The organism is Saccharomonospora sp. NB11, from assembly GCF_015910535.1.
In the GTDB taxonomy this organism is placed as follows: Bacteria; Actinomycetota; Actinomycetes; order Mycobacteriales; family Pseudonocardiaceae; genus Saccharomonospora.
On sequence record NZ_JACBJG010000007.1, the window covers coordinates 82,187 to 99,988 of the forward strand.

Consider the following 17,802-nt stretch of genomic DNA (forward strand, 5'->3'; position numbering starts at 1 on the left):
CCCGACGTGAGCGTCGACCTGCCGTCGCACACCCGCGGCGTGCGGCAGGGCAACAGCAAGGGCAACTACGCCAGACAACCCGGGCACCTGCCGGACGGGCGATCGACCGCCGCGCGCTCCACCGGCATCCGCGCGGCCTCGCGGGAGCCCCTCCTGCCCGGCATGCCGAACCTCTCGCCGCCGTGACCGACACGCTGGCGCCGACCCCGGTGCTGTCGTGGGCCGTCACCGGGGTCGACACCGCGCCCGTGGCCGCTGTGCCCACGGTGCGCCTGCGGCTGCGCATCACCTGTGACCGGCCGGTGCGGTCACTGACGCTCGCGGCCTCGGTGCGCATCGCGTCGACGTTGCGCGACTACACCGCCGACGAACGGACCCGGCTTCGAGGCGTTTTCGGCACCCCGGAGCAGTGGGCGGACGGGGTGCGGGAGCTGGTGTGGGCTCAGCCCGTGCTGCACGTCGCCGGGTTCACCGGGCACACCGAGGTGGACGTCCCACTGCCCTGCGGACAGGACGTGGAGCTGGCGTCGGTGAGCTACCTGTCCGCGCTCGCGGGCGGTGACGTGCCGCTTCGTCTCCAGTTCAGCGGCACCGTGTTCACCGACCACGCGGGGCGGCTCGCCGTCGCGCGGCTGCCCTGGGACAGCGAGGTGACGTACCGGTTGCCGCTCGCGCACTGGGAGCAGGCGCGGAGCACGTACTTCGGGCGGCACCGGTGGGTGCGGGTCGACGAGTCGGTGTATCGACGGTTGCACGACTACCGCGTGCGCCGTGCGTTCCGCTCGCCGCGGGACGCGATCGAAGCATTGCTGGACGAGTCCGGGAGGGTGTGATGGTGGTCGAGAAGGTGACGAAGCGGCGGTCGGGTCCTCGCCTGCGGCAGGTGGTCGTGCGCGCGGCGGCGGGACTGGCCGGAGCCGTGGTGCTGGGCGTCCTCGCGAGGGAAACCCCAGCCCTGGTCCGCTACGCGAAAATCCGCGCGATGTAGTGACCCAACCCTCGCGCGTGTCCGCGCCTCTCGCACGCGTGTCCGCCGCTCAGGAACGGGTGTCGGCATTTCCCGTCCGGGTCTCCGCACCTCAGGTACCCGTGTCCGCACTCCCCGTACGGATGTCGGCTCTTCGAGTACGGGCATCGGCTTTTCGCGTATCAGCCTCGGCACGTCCGGGACGACCGGCGGACCGAGGCGACGTCAGCTCGGTCCGCCGGCGGGCAAGCGTCCCGAGACGGCAGACAGGCATGCATGAGGTGCGGACACGTGTGCGCAACTGGCGGACACCTGTTCGTGGGTGGCGGACACGCGTCCACGAGGTGCGGACACGCGCGCACGAACTGCGGACACGCGTGCGCAGGCGGCGGACACGCCGGGCTCGGCTTCAGCCCGGCTTGCGGGCCACGCAGAGCACCGACTGGCCGAACGGCACCGGGACCACCTTCTCGATCGCCCTGGTGACGGGGACAACGAACCGGTCGTAGATCGAGACGAGCCGCGGGTTCGGCGCCGTGGTCCCGCCCCTGCGCACGGCGGCCCACCAGGCGAAGGCGCCCAGGAAGTTCACCGGCCGGGACGTCTCCACGACCAGCCCTGCCTCACGCGCGGTGGCGGCCACCGTCGTGGGCGTGTACCGGCGGAAGTGACCCACCTTCCGGTCGAACTCGCCGTACAACTGCTGGTAGCCGGGAACGAACAGCACGATGTTGCCGCGCGGGGTCAACGACTCGGAGAGCCGCCGCAGCGCGCCGATGTCGTCCTCGATGTGCTCCAGTACGTTGATCGCCACGAGCGTCTCGACCGGCTGGGCGAGCCTGGTGCCACCGTCGATGTCGTACTGCTGGACCTCCACCTCGGGCCGGTCCGCGAAGCGCTGCTTGAGTTTCTGCACCGCACCCGAATCGACGTCGGTGACGACGTAACGCTCGAAGCCGGTGAACTCGGACGCGAACTCGCCGAGCCCTGCACCCACCTCCAGCACGGTGCGTCCGCAGTGCGGGCGGATGAGTTCCCGTTGGTAGGCGAGGTATCGCGGTTTGCCGCTGTCGGTTTCGAGGTCACGCCCCGTCGCCGCTTCGAAAGCCGACGTCGTGGGGTCGGGCACCGAGTCGAGGGGGGTGCCCTCGCGGCGGGGGCTGTCGTCAGGGTGGCGGGACTGGTCTGTCGGCACGTGCCCTCCCGTGCTCCGGTCGAGTTGGTCCGTGATCCGGCTGTGTCCCGACCGTAATGTACTCGGCCGACGGCGGCTCAGCGGCACACGGTGTGCGACCGGTGACGCACGACGCTCCCGCGTGACGGCGGGGCGGCGGAAAGAAGGAGTCAGAAGACGGACACGCCCCCACCCGAAGGCAGGGGCGTGTCCGAAGGAGAAAACGCCGGCACGCATGCGTCGCCTCTCGGCGAATGGCGCGACGCGGTTCCAGCCGAACGGTATTCCGCGAAGGCGAATAGTGATGGGGCCCGGGGACTGCCCATGCGTACCGACATCTGGTTCAACAGAGGCGGCTGCGTCGTTGTTCCGGCGAACGAATGGCGTGACTCACAGGTCACGCGGCTTCGTCGTCGACCTGGTCGGCATTGTGATCCCGCCGCACGAGATCACGTCGTTCGTCTTCGGTGAATCCACCGAAGACTCCGTGGTCAAGGCCGTTGTCCACCGCGTACCGCAAGCACTGCTCACGAACGGGGCACCGGGCGCACACTGCCTTGGCCTTGGCTGTCTGCGCGGCACCCGGACCCATGTTCGACACGGGGAAGAACAATTCGGGATCTTCGTCGCGGCAGGCGGCACTGTGCCACCATTCCTCATTCGCCACGGTGCGCCGCCTCCTTTCGTCTTTGGCTGCTCTCGTCGGCAAACCCTGGAGACAACGCGCCGTGTCGAACGGGCTATTCCGGACGTGGTCTCCGTGGGACAGGAATGCGACTCAGGTCATGTGCGACGACGATCTCGCCGTCGAACTCCTGCGCCGCTTGGTCGTGAAATGTGGTCATCGTCGAATAGCGTTGTGAGAAGTGCGTCAGAACGAGCGTGTGGACGCCGCTCTCCCGCGCGACGCGCCCGGCCTGGCGCGCCGTGAGGTGTCCGTAGCGGTGTGCCAGATCGGCCTCCTCGTCGAGGAACGTCGCTTCGATCACGAGCAGGTCCGCGTCCTGTGCCAGGGCGAACACGTTGTCGCACAACCGGGTGTCCATCACGAACGCGAACCGCTGCCCGATGCGCGGCACGCTCACGTCCTCGACGGTCACGGTGCGTCCACCCACCGGCAGCGAGCCGGTCCGCAGCAGCTCCCCGACGGCCGGACCGCGGATTCCGTGCTGCTCCAGCAGGTGCGGCACCATGGTGCGTCCGTCCGGTTCGACGAGCCGATACCCGAACGCCTCGACGGGATGGTCGAGTCGCAGGGCGGACAGCTCGCCGAAGTCGCCGGAGGCCACGACTCCGTCGTCGGTCACGGGTTCCGCCACGAGATCGGTCGTCTCGTGGAACACACTCGCGTGCCGCAACCGGTCGAAGTAGTCCTGTCCCGACGCTGGGTAGTGCGCGTGCACGCGGGCGACGCCGTCCAACGACAGGCGTTGGACGACGCCCGGCAGGCCGAGGCAGTGGTCACCGTGGAAGTGCGTCAGGCAGATCCGGGTGATCGCACTCGCCGGGACCCCGGCGAAGATGAGCTGCCGTTGCGTTCCCTCGCCCGGGTCGAACAGCAGGCCCAGGGAGTCCCACCGCAGCAGGTATCCGTTGTGGTTGCGAGCCCGGGACGGCACCTGGCTCCCGGTTCCCAGGGCGATCAGTTCGCGGTTCGACACGCGACGACGGTAAGGGCAGCGGCACGCCGCGCGCACGCGAATTCAGCGCCCGCAGCCCCGCCGACGTCGTGTCTCGGCCGGGCCGAGAACATCGCCGAAAAGTTGCCCGAGGACGGGTCACACCCTCGTGGTGGCCGAGAACACCCGGCCGCACTTCCCGTACCGCGTGGGGTCGCCCTTCGCCTCGCCGTCGTCAGGACGCGCGGTGACCGGTCGGTGGCCGCACCCACTTTCTGCGGGCGGCGTCGCGCACGGATGCGTCGCGGGTCGGGGCCACGGGCTGAGGCGTCGTCAGCGCTGGGACCAGCGGTGCCATGTGTCTCCTTCCTCTGGTCATGCGGTACGGCCGGTGGCCGGCTGTCGTGGTCACCCGGTCGGGTAACCGGTGGGCGCGAGTTCTACTCCTCCTTGTTTTCTGCACGACGTGGCCGACCGGGCGCGTGAGGCGCATACTGCTGAGCGTGTCCACTCCGGACTGGGTGCTGCACGTGGACCTCGACCAGTTCATCGCGGCGGTCGAGATCGCGCGGCATCCCGAGCTGCGGGGCAAGCCCGTCGTCGTCGGAGGTTCCGGCGACCCGACCCAGCGTGGTGTCGTGGCCACTGCGTCCTACGAGGCCAGGGAGTACGGAGTGCACTCGGGGATGCCGCTGCGCACCGCAGCTCGTCGCTGCCCCGACGCGGTGTTCGTCGCCTCCGACCCGCCCGCGTACGAGGAGGTGTCGGAACGGGTCATGGCGGTGCTGCGCGAGTTTCCCGTGGTGGTCGAGGTCGCGGGCTGGGACGAGGCGTTCCTCGGTGTCTCGGGCCCGGTCGCCGACGATCCCGAAGCGCTCGCCCACGCCGTCCGGGGTGCGGTGGCCGAGCGAACCGGACTGTCGTGCGCGGTGGGGATCGGCGACAACAAGCACACCGCCAAGCTGGCCACGGGCTTCGCCAAACCGGGCGGTGTCTTCCGGCTGACCAGGCGGAACTGGGACGAGGTGATGGCGCACCGCCCTACCGACGCCCTCTGGGGAGTGGGGTCGAAGACCCGGCGCAGGCTCGCCGAGCTGGGGTACTCGACGGTGGCCGAGCTGGCCGCTGCCGACCCCGACCGGCTGGCGGCGGAACTCGGTCCCACGCTCGGGCCGTACTTCCGTGCCCTCGCCCACGGGCTGGGCGATCGCGAGGTCACCGCGACGCCGTACGTGCCGAAGTCCCGCAGTCGCGAGACGACGTTCCAGCGCAACATCGACGATCCACAGGAGTTGCGGGAGCAGCTCCGACTGCTGGTGCGCCGCGTGGCCGACGACGTCGTGGAGGACGGACGGCCCGCCGCGCGTGTCGCCGTGAAGGTGCGCTTCGCGCCGTTCGTCACCCGCACACGCAGCGTCACGCTGCCTCGGCCCACGAGCGACGTCTCGGTGCTGGCGCGCGCGGCCGACGACGTGTTCGGACGCTTCACGATGGACCGTCCGGTGCGGCTGCTCGGAGTGCGTGCGGAGTTCGTCCGTGACCCCGAACCGGAATGACGCCGGACACACCGGCGTTGCACCACACGCGCGTCACCGCTGTCGTTACGCTGCACTACGCTGATGCGGCACTCGAACAGTTGACCGAAACCGTTCGACGCGCCCGTCACGATTTCCGCGTATCACGACCTGGGAGAGCGACCACGTGACTGCCTCTGCTGAGAACCTCTACGGGGCCGACGACCTGACGCACCTCGAAGGTCTCGAAGCGGTGCGCAAGCGGCCCGGCATGTACATCGGGTCCACCGACAGTCGCGGGGTCAATCACCTCTTCAACGAGATCGTCGACAACTCCACCGACGAGGGCGTCGCGGGTCACGCCACCAAGATCGTGGTCACGCTGCACGCCGACGGCAGCGTCGAGGTCGCCGACGACGGGCGCGGCATCCCCACCGGCACCCACGGCAAGTCCGGGTTGAGCGGGGTCGAGCTGGTGCTCACCCGGCTGCACGCGGGCGGCAAGTTCGGCGGGTCCGGGTACAAGGCCTCCGGTGGTCTGCACGGGGTGGGCGCCTCGGCGGTCAACGCGCTGTCGTTGCGGTTCGACGTCCTGGTGAAGCGTGACGGCAAGGTGCACGAGATGTCGTTCGCGCGCGGTGTCCCGGGCGTGTTCGACGGGCCGGGTCCCAAGGCGAAGTTCACGCCGCAGTCGGGGCTGCGGCTCGTGCGGAAGATGAAGCGTGGCGAGGCCACGGGCACCACCATCCGCTACTGGTACGACGCCCGGTACTTCGAGAAGGGCGCGGCGCTCGACGTGGAGCTGGTGCGCGCGAAGCTGCGGCACACCGCCTTCCTCGTGCCCGGCGTCACGTACGTGCTGCGCACCGCCACCGACTCGGCGATCAACGAGGAGACCTACCACTACCCCGACGGGTTGGTCGACATGGTCGAGTTTCTCGCGCCGGCGGGCGATCGCGCCGTCAGCGGCACCCAGCTCATCACCGGTGAGGGCACCTACAAGGAGAACGCGGCCGACGCCAACGGCGTCATGCAGTCCAATGTGGAACGGCGGGCCGAGGTCGAGGTCGCGCTGCGGTGGGGAACCGGGTACGAGCGCACCGTCGAGTGCTTCACCAACACCATCCGCAACGTCCACGGTGGAACACACCGGAAGGGCTTCGAACGCGGCCTGGTGCGCGCGGTGCACGACGCGATCTCACGGACCCGCGGCCTGCTGAAGGCCAAGGAGGAACCGCCGATCCTCGACGACGTCTGCGAGGGCCTCACCGCCGTCGTACACGTGCGCATCCCGGAGCCGCAGTTCACGTCGCAGACCAAGGACGAGCTGTCCACGGCCGGGATCACCAAGGTCGTCCAGGGACTCGTCGAGAAGCACATCAAGGCGTGGGCCGACGACCGCAAGACCCGCAGCGAGGCCAAGACGGTCCTGCAGAAGATCGTCGACGCCTCGCGCGTGCGACTGACGCAGAAGCAGCAGAAGGACGCCGCCCGCCGCAAGACCGCGCTCGAAGGCGCCGCGATGCCGCCCAAGCTGGTGGACTGCCGCAGCACCGGCGTCTCGCGCAGCGAGCTGTTCCTCGTGGAGGGTGACAGCGCGCTCGGCTCGGCCCGGATGGCGCGCGTGTCGGAGTACCAGGCGCTGCTGCCGCTGCGCGGCAAGATCCTCAACGTGCAGAAGGCCAACCTCGGCGAAGCGCTCAAGAACGCCGAGATCGCCTCGATCGTGCAGGTGCTGGGCGCGGGCACGGGGCGCACCTTCGACGTCTCCGCCATGCGCTACGGCCGCGTGATCCTCATGGCCGACGCCGACGTCGACGGCTCGCACATCCGGACGCTGCTCATCACGCTCTTCGCGCGCTACATGCGCCCGGTGATCGCCGAGGGCAGGTTGTACGCGGCGATGCCGCCCCTGCACAAGATCGTCACCAAGGGGCGGAAGCCGGAGACCTTCTACACCTACACCGAGCGGGAGATGGAAGCGAAGGTCGCCGAGCTGGAGCAGGCGGGCAAGCAGGTCGTGAAGCCGGTGCCGCGCTTCAAGGGCCTCGGTGAGATGGACGCCGAGGAACTGTGGGAGACCACGATGAACCCGGCCACACGCTCGGTGCGCCGCATCACGCTCGACGACGCCGACGCCGCCGAGGCCGCGCTGGAACTGCTCATGGGCGAGAAGGTCGAACCCCGCCGCAAGTGGCTCATCACCTCGGCCGAGCGGGTCAACCAGGCCGCGATCGACATCTGACGAGGACAGGAAGCGACGACTAGTCATGGCACGGCGCAAGAACCCGACCACCCGCGTCGATCCCTCCGCCTTCGACCAGGCGGGCGCGCGGGTCTTCGACAACCCGGTGAAGACCGAGATCGAGGACTCGTACCTGGAGTACGCGTACTCGGTCATCCACTCCAGGGCGTTGCCGGACGCGCGTGACGGCCTCAAGCCGGTGCACCGCCGCATCCTCTACTCGATGCACGAGAACGGCTACCGCCCGAACCACGCCTACGTGAAGTCGTCCCGCGTGGTCGGTGACGTGATGGGCCGCTACCACCCGCACGGTGACACGGCGATCTACGACGCCATGGTGCGGCTGGCGCAGGACTTCTCCATGAACGTGCCGCTGGTGGACGGGCACGGCAACTTCGGAAGCCCCGACGACGGGCCTGCCGCCTCGCGATACACCGAGGCGCGCATGTCGCCCGAAGCGATGCTGCTCGTCGGCGAGCTGGGTGAGGAGACCGTCGACTTCCGCCCGAACTACGACGGCTCGCTCGCCGAGCCGTCGGTGTTGCCCGCGGCCTTCCCGAACCTGCTGGTCAACGGCACGTCCGGCATCGCGGTGGGCATGGCCACCAACATGATCCCGCACAACCTCGGCGAGGTCGTCGCCGCGGCCCGGTGGCTCATCAACCACCCGAACGCCTCGCTCGACAAGCTCATGGAGTTCGTCCCGGGTCCCGACCTCCCGACCGGCGGCCAGCTCTTGGGGCTCGACCAGGTGCGCAAGGCGTACGAGACCGGCCGTGGCGTCGTCCGGATGCGCGCGAAGGTCACCACCGGACCGATCGAGGGCAGCCGCAGGCAGGGCATCACCGTCACCGAACTGCCCTACGGCGTCGGCCCCGAGAAGGTGATCGAGCGCATCACCGACGAGGTCAACAAGACCAAGCGGCTCACCGGCATCGCCGACGTCAAGGACCTCACCGACCGCGAAAACGGCACGAAGCTCGTCATCGAGTGCAAGGTCGGGGTCAACCCGCAGGCGCTGCTCGCCGACCTCTACCGGCTCACGCCGCTGGAGCAGTCGTTCGGCATCAACAACCTGGTGCTGGTCGACGGGCAGCCGCGCACCCTCGGTCTGAAGGAACTGCTGGAGGTCTTCCTCAAGCACCGCTACGAGGTCGTCACCCGACGCACCCGGTACCGGCGGCGCAAGCGCGAGGAGCGGCTGCACCTCGTCGAGGGTTTGCTGATCGCGCTGCTCGATATCGACAAGGTGATCAAGCTGATCCGGGGCAGCGAGAACGCGCAGGCCGCCAAGGAAGGCCTGATGAAGCGGTTCAAGCTGTCCGAGACCCAGGCCGCCTACATCCTCGACACGCCGCTGCGCAGGCTCACCAAGTACGACAAGATCGAGCTGGAGGCCGAGCAGGACCGGCTCCGTGAGGAGATCGCCGAACTGTCGGCCATCCTCGACGACGAGAAGGTGCTGAAGAAGGTCGTCTCCAAGGAGCTGGCGGCCGTGGCCAAGGAGTTCGCCGCCCCACGCCGGACGTCCCTCATCGACGGCGACCTCAAGGAGGTTCTGGAGGCGTCGAAGCCGGCCGGGCCGCTGGAGGTCGCCGACGACCCGTGCCAGGTCATCCTGTCCGCCACCGGGCTGGTGGCGAGGACGGCCGCCGAGTCGGAGGAGGCCGTGGAGGGGCGCAGGCGCAGCGGCCGGGCCCGCCACGACGCGATCGCCGCGATGGTGCACACCACCGCGCGAGGTCAGGTGCTGCTCGTGACCAACCGCGGGCGCGCGTTCAAGACCGACGTGCTGCCCCTGCCGGTGCTGCCGCAGTCGTCGGGCACGGTGTCGCTGCGCGGCGGGATGACCGTGCAGGAACTCGTGCCGCTGGAGAAGGGTGAACGCGTCGTCGGCCTCGCGCCGCTCGGTGAGCAGGCCGAGGGCTCGCCCGGCCTGGCGTTGGGCACGCGCGCGGGTGTCGTGAAGGTGTGCGCCCCCGACTGGCCGGTGCGCGCCGACGAGTTCGACGTCATCACGCTCAAGGACGGCGACGAGATCGTCGGGGCGACGTGGCTCACCGACGGCACCGAGACCCTGGTGTTCGTGACGTCGCAGGCGTCCCTGCTGCGGTACGAGGCCTCGCTCGTGCGGCCGCAGGGCCTTCGAGGTGGCGGCATCGCGGGAATCAGCCTGAGCAAGGACGCCGAGGTGGTCTTCTTCGGCGCCGTGCGTACCGACGACGACCAGCACGGCGAACCGCTGGTCGTCACCGCCACCGGGGAGACCGTCAAGGTCACGCCGTTCTCGGAGTACCCGGCGAAGGGCCGGGCGACCGCGGGTGTGCGTGCCCACCGGTTCCTCAAGGGTGAGTCGCGGCTCACGCTGGCCTGGGTCGGTCCGAGGCCCATCGCGTCGTCGAAGCGTGGTGAGTCCGCCGAACTGCCCGAACCGGACCCGCGCCGCGACGGCTCGGGAACCGCGCACCCGACCCCGGACGTGATCGGCCACCACATCGAACGCCCCTGACGCCGGCCCCGCCCGCCGGGCGGGTCCTGGCGGGTAGGGCCTGGCGGCGGGGCGCGGCGTGTCCGCGCCCCGTGACGTCGTGTCCTCAGGTTGTGACGTCGTGTCCTCACTCTGGGAACGCGTGTCCGCACCCCATGGCGTCGTGTCCGCGCTTCGGCAACGTGTGTTCGCACCCCTCGACACTGTGTCCCGAGTACATGGATGCGTGTCCGCGGTTTGTGGCGTCGCGTCTGGTCGTCGGGGACGCTTGTCCGCACTGCATGAACACGTTTTCGACGCGCCACGTCTGCCGGAGCCGCGTGTGGAAGACGCCGTGTCCACCGGAGCCCCACGAATCTCGAAGCGTTGCTTCCCGCTCAACCGGCTCACTCCCCAGCCTCTGCTGAGTTCGTTGCGGCGAGGGCCTTGTTGGTGATTTCGATGTGGCCACCACGCTGCCGGCCACATCGCTGCTGCCCGCCCGCCACGGTCCTGCCTCGACTCGCTCGCTTCGCCGCCGCGCCATTCCCCAGACATGCTGTCGCGGCGCGAGGACACGCGATCGGGAGCTCGGCCACACGGCGCTGAATCGAGAACTTTCGACCCCGCCGCGCGGACGCGATGTCCCAGAGCGCGGACTTGTGCCTTCGGTGCGCGGACACGGTCTCGCAGACTGCGGACACGGTGTCGGGGACTGCGGACACGCCCGGCTACAGTGCGGGGCATGAGACGTGTGCGGCGACCGCCTTCACCGCTGCCGCAACGCGACGGCCTCGACGCCGCCCGCATCCGCCTTCCCGCCCGCGGGCCGTGGCCGACGGTGCGCGACTACCTCGTTGTCAAGCTCGACCGCCTCCCGCCCGAACGTATCGACGCGATGCTGCGGGACTCCTGCTTCGTCACGCAGGACGGGCCGATCACGCCGGACACCGAGTTCCTGCCGAACACGCACATCTGGTTCCATCGCGAGCTGCCCGACGAACCAGCGGTTCCGTTCGAGCTCGACGTCGTGCACGCGGACGACGACCTGGTCGTCGCCGACAAACCACACTTCCTCGCCACCACGCCGCGCGGCAGCCACGTGCGCGAGACAGCCCTGGTACGCCTCCGCCGCGATTTGGGAATCCGCGACCTCGCGCCCGTGCACCGGCTCGACCGCGTCACCGCCGGACTGCTGCTGTTCGTGACTCGCCGCGAGCTGCGCGCGCCCTACCAGCAGCTCTTCCAGAACCGGTTGGTGCGCAAGGAGTACGAGGCGGTGGCCCCGTATGACTCGGAGCTGGAGCTGCCCCGGACGGTCCGCAGTCGGATCGTGAAGAAGCGTGGCGTGTGGACGGCAAAGGAGGTACCGGGGTCGCCGAACGCCGAGACACGTGTGGAGCTGCTCGACCACGCCGACGGACTCGGCCGGTACCGTCTGCTCCCCGTCACGGGCCGCACCCACCAGCTGCGCGTGCACTTGACCAGCCTCGGCATCCCGATTCTCGGCGACACGCTCTACCCCGAGGTGCGCGAGACGGCACCCGATGACTTCTCCCGACCCCTGCAACTGCTCGCCAAGGTTTTGGAGTTCGACGACCCCCTCACCGGCGAGCGCCGTCGGTTCGAGAGTCGCCGCACACTCCTGGCATGGCAGGACCACGACGCCTGGCTGGCCTCGCCCTGAACCGTCCTGCCTATGCGTCGACGCTGCCCTCAGCACAGACGGCTCCGTTTCACATCGCTGGAGCTACGAACGGCTCCGTCAAGCACCCCAGGCGAAGCACGACCGGCTCCGCGCAAGCGGTCGAACGGTCTGGCGGTCAGACGAAACAGAGTGCGAACGGCTCCGCTAGATGCCGCTCGGATCACGAATGGCTCCGTCGAGTCCAGCTCGAACTGCGAATGGTGCCGCTGCACCTAGGACTGCGGACGGCCCGGACACGGCTCGGACTGCGAACGGCGGCTTCGGAGAACGAACGGCCTCGCTGATCGGCGGCTTCGGAGAACGAACGGCTCCGCTGATCGCGGCCCGGAGCGCGACGGGCTCCGCAGAAGGCCGTGAACAGCATGCGAGCGGCTCCACTGAGCACTGCTGAGGCGCGAAGGGCTCCGCAGACGCCACAGACCAAGCGCGAACGGCTCCGCAGACGCCACAGACCAAGCGCGAACGGATCCGCTGAACGCCGCGGAAGCCTGAACGGCTCCGTTGAGCGCGGCTGCTCAGGTAACGAACGGTGCCGTCCACCGCGCTCGGCGACGTCCGTGCTGCACATTCAGCTGGCACCGAATCAGCGAGTGCAGACACGCGTCCGCCAGGCGCGGGCATGCGTACAGAAGGTGCGGGCACGGGTGCAGAAGACGCGGGCACGGGTGCGGGAAGTGCGGACACGGGTGCGGGAAGTGCGGGCACGCGAGCGTGAGCCGCGGGCATGCGTACCCCGACCGGGGACACGAGTGCGGGAAGTGCGGACACGCGCGCACGCTGCAGACACACGCGCACGCTGTAGGCACACGCACGCCGCCGGCACCTCCGCCGGGGTGCCGACACACGCTTCAGGGGGTTGGGGGGCGTTGCTCCGCCAGCGTGATGACTCGGCGGGCCGTGTCGTGGTCGGTGACGAGGGTCGTCACCGTGCCCGAGCGCAGCACGGCGTCGATCGCCTCCGCCTTGGGCGTGGTGTAGCCGAGGGCGATCACGTCCGGGACCCGGCCGAGTTCGGCGTGGCTGATGGCGAGCACGTGGTGGGACAGGCCCGTGTCGAGAGCGTTGCCGTCCGCGTCGAACAGTCGGGCTGCCACTTCGGCCTTCGCGCCACGACGTGCGATGTTCTCGCGCTCGGCCACCGACAGCGCGTCGTACACAGTGGACTCACCTGCCTCCCAGGCCCCGATGCTCACGACCGCCTTGGTGAGGTCGCGGAAGCGGCGGAACGTCTCCACGATGCCCGGCTGTCGGCGCAGGATGTCCGTGGTGCGACGGTCGGGCAGCACGAGCGGCGCGTAGATCGGGTACGCCTCGCCGCCCGACACCCCGGCGAGCCGGGACACGGTCTCCACGGAGCGGTCGCGGCGGTCCAACCCGGCCTGTACGCCGCACAGTTGCACGATGGGGCAGCGGGGCAGCGTGCGGATGTGTTCGGTCATGACGTTCACGGACCGAGCCCACGACAGGCCGATGACGTCGTCGGCGGTGGCGATCTCCGACAGCACCCGAGCGGCGAGCGCGCCGATGCGTTGGCGCAGTTCCGGCTTGGTCTCCGGCTTCACCGCTCGTTCGAGCACGAAGGCGCGGTCGAGGCCGTAGGCGGCGCGCAGTTCCTCGGACAGGGTCGCCTCGACGGGTTCGGGCAGCGTGAACTCGATGCGGACCAGTCCGGTCTGTCGTGCCTTGTCGAGAAGTCGGGCGACTTTGAACCGGCTCATGCCGATGTCGTTCGCGATGTCCGACTTCGATTCGCCGAGGACGTAGAAGCGGTGGGCGATGGCGGCCACCTCGACGGCGTCGAACAGCGACCAGGAACGATTCCGCGCGCTCATATGAGCACTCTAGCGCGATTTCCGCTCCGAGCTGTTGACGGATCAATACGAAGAGTCGTTCAATGCCTGCACATCTGAGAGTAATTCTGTCGTACGCGCTCGTTTGAGCGCAAGAAAGGTGGGCCGCCCATGCGTGCCGCAGTCGTGGACCAGCCCGGAACGGTCCGGGTCGCTGACGTTCCGGACCCCGAACCCGGGCCCGCCGACGTCGTGGTGAAGGTCGGCGCGTGCGGCATCTGCGGCACCGACGTGCACATCGCCGACGGCCACTTCCCACCCACGCCGTACCCGATCGTCCCGGGACACGAGTTCGCGGGCGAGATCGTCGAAGTGGGTCCCGAGGCTCCCGGCGGCTGGGCGGTCGGCGACCGGGTGGCGGTCGACCCGTCGCTGTTCTGCGGGCACTGCGGCCCCTGCCGGGCCGGGCACGGGAACCTGTGCGCCAACTGGGCTGCGACGGGTGACACCGTGGACGGAGCGTTCGCCGAGTACGTCGCCGTGCCCGCCGCCACCTGCTACCGCATGCCCGACGACATGACGTACGCGCAGGGCGCGCTCGTGGAGCCGGTGTCGTGTGCGGTGCACGGAGTCCGTCGCGTCGGTGTCGAGGCGGGGGAGCGGTTCCTCGTCATGGGCGCGGGCACGATGGGGCTGATTCTGCAGCAACTGCTTCAGCGGGCGGGCGCCCACGTCACCGTGGTGGACCGCAACGCCGATCGCCTGCCGAGGGCGACGTCGCTCGGCGCCGCCGCGGTCGCCACGGACGCGGCCGAGCTGGACGGTGAGACCTTCGACGTGGCGGTGGACTGCACGGGCGCGGCTCCCGCGATCGAGGCCGCGTTCGACAAGCTGCGCCGGGGCGGGCGATTCCTCGTCTTCGGGGTCGCGCCGGAACAGGACCGCGTGGCGTTGTCGCCGTTCCGCATCTACAACGACGAGATCACGATCGTAGGATCGATGGCGGTGCTGCACAGCTTCGGCGCCGCGCTCGACCTGGTCGCCGGTGGGGCCGTCGACACCGACGCGCTCGTGACGCACTCGTTGCCGCTGGAGCGGTTCCCCGACGCGCTCGACCTCATGCGCGGCGGCACGGGACTCAAGATTCAGGTCGTTCCTGAAGGGAAGTGAGCGCATGCTGCGAGCACCGCGTGGACATCGGCGTCACCGCGTGCCGTTGCTGCTGGTCGCCGTCCTGCTCGCTCTCACGGGGTGTGCGGGCGCGGGAGCGGTCGGCACGGGTGGCCGCTCACTCGTCGTCGCGATCGTGGCCAATCCGCAGATGAACGACGCGATCGCGTTGTCCGACCGGTTCGAGCGGGAACACGGGGTCGAGCTGACGTTCGTGTCGTTGCCGGAGAACCAGGCGCGAGCGAAGATCACGGCCTCGACCGCCACCCAGGGCGGCGAGTTCGACATCGTCATGATCAGCAACTACGAGACCCCGCAATGGGCGGCGAACGGGTGGCTGACCGATCTGGGCCCGTACCTGGCGGCCGACCCCGACTACGACGTCGACGACTTCATCCCCAGCATCCGCGAGTCCTTGTCGTACGAGGGATCGATGTACGCGGTGCCGTTCTACGGCGAGTCGTCGTTCCTCGCCTACCGCAAGGACCTCTTCGCCGAGGCGGGCCTGGCGATGCCCGAACGGCCGACGTGGCAACAGATCGCGGAGTTCGCCGCCGTGCTGGACGACGACGAGGCGGGGATCGCCGGGATCTGCCTGCGCGGCAAGCCCGGTTGGGGTGAGAGCCTCGCGCCGTTGACGACGGTCGTGAACACCTTCGGCGGCCGGTGGTTCGACGAGAATTGGAACGCGCAGCTCACCTCGCCCGAGTTCCGGGAGGCGACGCAGTTCTACGTCGACCTGGTGCGCGAGCACGGCGAGGTGGGCGCGTCGAGTGCGGGCTTCTCCGAGTGCGGCACGCGGTACACGCAGGGCCAGGCCGCCATGTGGTACGACGCGACCGTCATGGCGGGCACCAACGAGGATCCGGCGTCCAGCAAGGTGGTCGGCAAGTCCGGCTACGCGCCCGCGCCGGTGGTCGACACGGAGGCCAGCGGCTGGCTCTACACGTGGTCGCTGGCGATTCCGGCGAGCGCGGAGAACCCCGACCTGGCGTGGGAGTTCATGAGCTGGATGACCGACAAGGACTACGTGCGCCTGGTCGGTGAGGAACTGGGCTGGAACCGGGTGCCGCCGGGCTGTCGACAGTCCACCTACGACATTCCCGAGTACCGCGAGGCCGCGAGCGCGTACGCCGACGCGACGCTCGACGGCATCCGCCACGCGAACCAAGCCGAGACCATGACCCGGCCGGTGCCGTACGACGGCATCCAGTTCGTCGGCATACCCGAGTTCCAGGACCTCGGCACTCGGGTGAGCCAGCAGATCTCCGCGGCCATCGCAGGGCAGCAGACCGTGGAGGAGGCGCTGGAGCAGTCCCAGTCCTACGCCGACACCGTGGGCGAGTCGTACCGGGAGAGTCGATGACGACAGTTCTGGCCGAGGAGGCGACCACGCGGCAGGTGCAGCCCCGCCCGCGTCGTCGGGAGAATCCGTGGAAACGGCGGGCGCCGTTGCTGCCCGCGCTCGTCTTCACCATCGCCGTCACGCAGGTGCCGTTCCTGCTGACGGTGGTCTACTCGTTCCAGTCGTGGAACCTGGTGCGGCCGGGGTCGCAGCACTTCGTCGGGTTCGACAACTACGTCGACGTGCTCACCGACAGCCAGTTCCGCGGCGCCATGCTCAACACGGTGCTGTTGACCGTGGTGTGCGTGTTCGTGTCGATGGCGCTGGGGCTGGGGTTGGCGTTGCTGCTCGACCGGGCGTTCCCCGGGCGCGCGGTGGTGCGGACGCTGATCATCACGCCGTTCCTCATCCTGCCCGCCGCAGGGGCGCTGCTGTGGAAGACCACGATGTTCGACCCCACCTACGGGCTCGTGAACTTCGTGTTCGGCGCGGACGTCGACTGGTTGTCGGAGTATCCGCTGGCGTCGGTGATGGCTCAGGTCGTGTGGCAGTGGACGCCGTTCATGACGCTGCTGATCCTCGCCGGGTTGCAGGCCCAGTCGAAGGAGGTGCTGGAGGCGGCGCAGATGGACGGCGCGGGCCGGTGGCGCACGTTCGCGTCGGTGACGTTGCCGCAGCTCGCCCGGTACCTGCAGTTGGCCGCGCTGCTCGGCGCGATCTACATCGTCAACTCGTTCGACGCGATCTATCTGATGACCCAGGGCGGGCCCGGCACGGCCAGCACCAACCTGCCGTTCTACATCTACCAGCGGGCCTTCGAGGGTTTCGACGTCGGTCAGTCGTCGGCGATGGGGGTCATCGTGGTGGTGTTGACGCTGCTGGTGGCCACGTTCGCGCTGCGCCTGATGTTCCGGTCGTTCGACGTGAGCGGAGGCGTGAAGTGAAGCTGGGGCGGGCGTCGTTGACCGCGTTCACCTGGGTGGTCGCGGTGTTGTTCGTGTTCCCGGTCGTGTGGATGGTGGTGACGGCGTTCAAGCGCGAGGCCGACGCCTACACCGATCCGCCGTCGGTGGTCTTCACCCCGACCTGGGAGCAGTTCGCCGGCGTGGTCGAGCGGGGTTTCCTTCCCTACCTCGCCAACTCGGCGTTCGTCACGGTGACCTCGACGGTGTTCGTGCTGTTGTTGGGCATCCCCGCGGCGTACGCGCTGTCGCTGGCGCCGATCAAGCGCACCGAGAACGCGTTGGGCTTCTTCCTGTCGACGAAGATGCTGCCGATCGTCGCGGCGATCATCCCGCTCTACGTGATCTCGCAGAACGTGCGGCTGCTCGACCACGTGTGGGCGCTGGTCGTCCTCTACACCGCGATGAACCTGCCGTTGGCGGTGTGGATGATGCGGTCGTTCCTGCTGGAAGTGCCCAAGGAGATGATCGAGGCGGCGCGGATCGACGGGGCGTCGTTGCCGATGCTGCTGCGTCGCGTGGTGCTGCCGGTGGTGGCTCCCGGTATCGCGGCCACGGCGTTGATCTGCGTGATCTTCTCGTGGACGGAGTTCTTCTACGCGATCAACCTGACGGCGGCGCGTGCGGGGACGGTGCCGGTGTTCTTGTCCGGCTTCATCACGAGCGAGGGCCTCTACTGGGCGCAACTGTCGGCCGCCGCGCTGCTCGCGTCGCTGCCGGTGATGATCATCGGCTGGATCGCGCAGAAACACCTCGTGCGTGGCCTGTCCATGGGCGCGGTGAAGTAGGCCGCCGACCGCGCCACCGCGGGCGGAGGGTTGATCACGCCGAGTCCGGGAAT

Annotated in this window: 15 protein-coding genes; 11 read left to right on the forward strand and 4 right to left on the reverse strand. The window is 69.2% G+C overall.

Features of this window, described 5'->3' with window-relative positions; translation table 11 throughout:
- Positions 1 to 6: 6 nt before the first annotated feature.
- The 3 genes from JAV51_RS12375 to JAV51_RS12385 are packed head-to-tail and all read left to right on the forward strand — an operon-like array spanning position 7 to position 988.
- Positions 7 to 186 carry a hypothetical protein gene (locus tag JAV51_RS12375; RefSeq protein ID WP_231642183.1) on the forward strand — a complete coding sequence of 60 codons (180 nt, stop codon included), beginning with the start codon at positions 7 to 9 and terminating at the stop codon, positions 184 to 186.
- Positions 183 to 833 (forward strand): DUF6084 family protein, encoded by a 651-nt coding sequence (locus JAV51_RS12380; protein WP_197320850.1) that lies wholly within the window; start codon positions 183 to 185, stop codon positions 831 to 833. The genes JAV51_RS12375 and JAV51_RS12380 overlap by 4 nt, the downstream gene beginning before the upstream one ends.
- Complete coding sequence (locus JAV51_RS12385) at positions 833 to 988, forward strand: hypothetical protein (protein WP_197320851.1); 156 nt, start codon at positions 833 to 835, stop codon at positions 986 to 988. The genes JAV51_RS12380 and JAV51_RS12385 overlap by 1 nt, the downstream gene beginning before the upstream one ends.
- 388 nt (positions 989 to 1,376) lie before the next feature.
- On the opposite strand, the gene JAV51_RS12390 is transcribed toward JAV51_RS12385, so the two are convergent.
- The 3 genes from JAV51_RS12390 to JAV51_RS12400 all read right to left on the reverse strand — a co-directional run bounded on the left by JAV51_RS12390 (position 1,377) and on the right by JAV51_RS12400 (position 3,802).
- On the reverse strand, positions 1,377 to 2,096 hold the full coding sequence (locus tag JAV51_RS12390) for a bifunctional 2-polyprenyl-6-hydroxyphenol methylase/3-demethylubiquinol 3-O-methyltransferase UbiG (protein WP_197321035.1): 720 nt from the start codon (positions 2,094 to 2,096) through the stop codon (positions 1,377 to 1,379).
- A gap of 442 nt (positions 2,097 to 2,538) precedes the next feature.
- Positions 2,539 to 2,808 carry a WhiB family transcriptional regulator gene (locus JAV51_RS12395; protein ID WP_197321036.1) on the reverse strand — a complete coding sequence of 90 codons (270 nt, stop codon included), beginning with the start codon at positions 2,806 to 2,808 and terminating at the stop codon, positions 2,539 to 2,541.
- A gap of 73 nt (positions 2,809 to 2,881) precedes the next feature.
- Positions 2,882 to 3,802: a ribonuclease Z gene (locus JAV51_RS12400; protein ID WP_197320852.1), complete on the reverse strand. Its 921-nt coding sequence runs from the start codon at positions 3,800 to 3,802 to the stop codon at positions 2,882 to 2,884.
- A 461-nt stretch (positions 3,803 to 4,263) separates the two neighbouring features.
- Here JAV51_RS12400 and JAV51_RS12405 point away from each other — a divergent pair, with 461 nt between their 5' ends.
- From JAV51_RS12405 to JAV51_RS12420, 4 genes are all read left to right on the forward strand, one after another.
- Complete coding sequence (locus JAV51_RS12405; protein WP_197320853.1) at positions 4,264 to 5,316, forward strand: DNA polymerase IV; 1,053 nt, start codon at positions 4,264 to 4,266, stop codon at positions 5,314 to 5,316.
- 145 nt (positions 5,317 to 5,461) lie between these two features.
- Complete coding sequence (locus JAV51_RS12410; RefSeq protein ID WP_197320854.1) at positions 5,462 to 7,519, forward strand: type IIA DNA topoisomerase subunit B; 2,058 nt, start codon at positions 5,462 to 5,464, stop codon at positions 7,517 to 7,519.
- A 25-nt stretch (positions 7,520 to 7,544) separates the two neighbouring features.
- The gene (locus tag JAV51_RS12415; protein WP_197320855.1) at positions 7,545 to 10,028 is read left to right on the forward strand and encodes a DNA topoisomerase (ATP-hydrolyzing) subunit A; all 2,484 of its coding nucleotides are present in this window, start codon (positions 7,545 to 7,547) and stop codon (positions 10,026 to 10,028) included.
- A gap of 703 nt (positions 10,029 to 10,731) precedes the next feature.
- Positions 10,732 to 11,673, forward strand: coding sequence for a pseudouridine synthase (locus JAV51_RS12420; protein ID WP_197320856.1), 942 nt, complete (start codon positions 10,732 to 10,734; stop codon positions 11,671 to 11,673).
- A gap of 869 nt (positions 11,674 to 12,542) precedes the next feature.
- Here JAV51_RS12420 and JAV51_RS12425 read toward each other — a convergent pair.
- Positions 12,543 to 13,526, reverse strand: a complete 984-nt coding sequence (locus JAV51_RS12425) for a sugar-binding transcriptional regulator (protein WP_197320857.1) — start codon at positions 13,524 to 13,526, stop codon at positions 12,543 to 12,545.
- Between the two features lie 129 nt (positions 13,527 to 13,655).
- Here JAV51_RS12425 and JAV51_RS12430 point away from each other — a divergent pair, with 129 nt between their 5' ends.
- The 4 genes from JAV51_RS12430 to JAV51_RS12445 are packed head-to-tail and all read left to right on the forward strand — an operon-like array spanning position 13,656 to position 17,749.
- On the forward strand, positions 13,656 to 14,654 hold the full coding sequence (locus JAV51_RS12430; protein ID WP_197320858.1) for a zinc-dependent alcohol dehydrogenase family protein: 999 nt from the start codon (positions 13,656 to 13,658) through the stop codon (positions 14,652 to 14,654).
- A 4-nt stretch (positions 14,655 to 14,658) separates the two neighbouring features.
- On the forward strand, positions 14,659 to 16,020 hold the full coding sequence (locus JAV51_RS12435; RefSeq protein ID WP_197320859.1) for a sugar ABC transporter substrate-binding protein: 1,362 nt from the start codon (positions 14,659 to 14,661) through the stop codon (positions 16,018 to 16,020).
- On the forward strand, positions 16,017 to 16,943 hold the full coding sequence (locus JAV51_RS12440; protein WP_197320860.1) for a carbohydrate ABC transporter permease: 927 nt from the start codon (positions 16,017 to 16,019) through the stop codon (positions 16,941 to 16,943). The genes JAV51_RS12435 and JAV51_RS12440 overlap by 4 nt, the downstream gene beginning before the upstream one ends.
- Positions 16,940 to 17,749 carry a carbohydrate ABC transporter permease gene (locus tag JAV51_RS12445; RefSeq protein WP_197320861.1) on the forward strand — a complete coding sequence of 270 codons (810 nt, stop codon included), beginning with the start codon at positions 16,940 to 16,942 and terminating at the stop codon, positions 17,747 to 17,749. The genes JAV51_RS12440 and JAV51_RS12445 overlap by 4 nt, the downstream gene beginning before the upstream one ends.
- The last annotated feature ends 53 nt before the right edge of the window (positions 17,750 to 17,802 follow it).

Bases quoted from the DNA above. Each gene is read 5' to 3' on its own strand.
- JAV51_RS12385 (WP_197320851.1), top strand. From the start codon at position 833: ATGGTGGTCGAGAAGGTGACGAAGCGGCGGTCGGGTCCTCGCCTGCGG.
- JAV51_RS12415 (WP_197320855.1), top strand. From the start codon at position 7,545: ATGGCACGGCGCAAGAACCCGACCACCCGCGTCGATCCCTCCGCCTTC.
- JAV51_RS12440 (WP_197320860.1), top strand. From the start codon at position 16,017: ATGACGACAGTTCTGGCCGAGGAGGCGACCACGCGGCAGGTGCAGCCC.
- JAV51_RS12435 (WP_197320859.1), top strand. From the start codon at position 14,659: ATGCTGCGAGCACCGCGTGGACATCGGCGTCACCGCGTGCCGTTGCTG.
- JAV51_RS12425 (WP_197320857.1), bottom strand. From the start codon at position 13,526: ATGAGCGCGCGGAATCGTTCCTGGTCGCTGTTCGACGCCGTCGAGGTG.
- JAV51_RS12430 (WP_197320858.1), top strand. From the start codon at position 13,656: ATGCGTGCCGCAGTCGTGGACCAGCCCGGAACGGTCCGGGTCGCTGAC.
- JAV51_RS12420 (WP_197320856.1), top strand. From the start codon at position 10,732: ATGAGACGTGTGCGGCGACCGCCTTCACCGCTGCCGCAACGCGACGGC.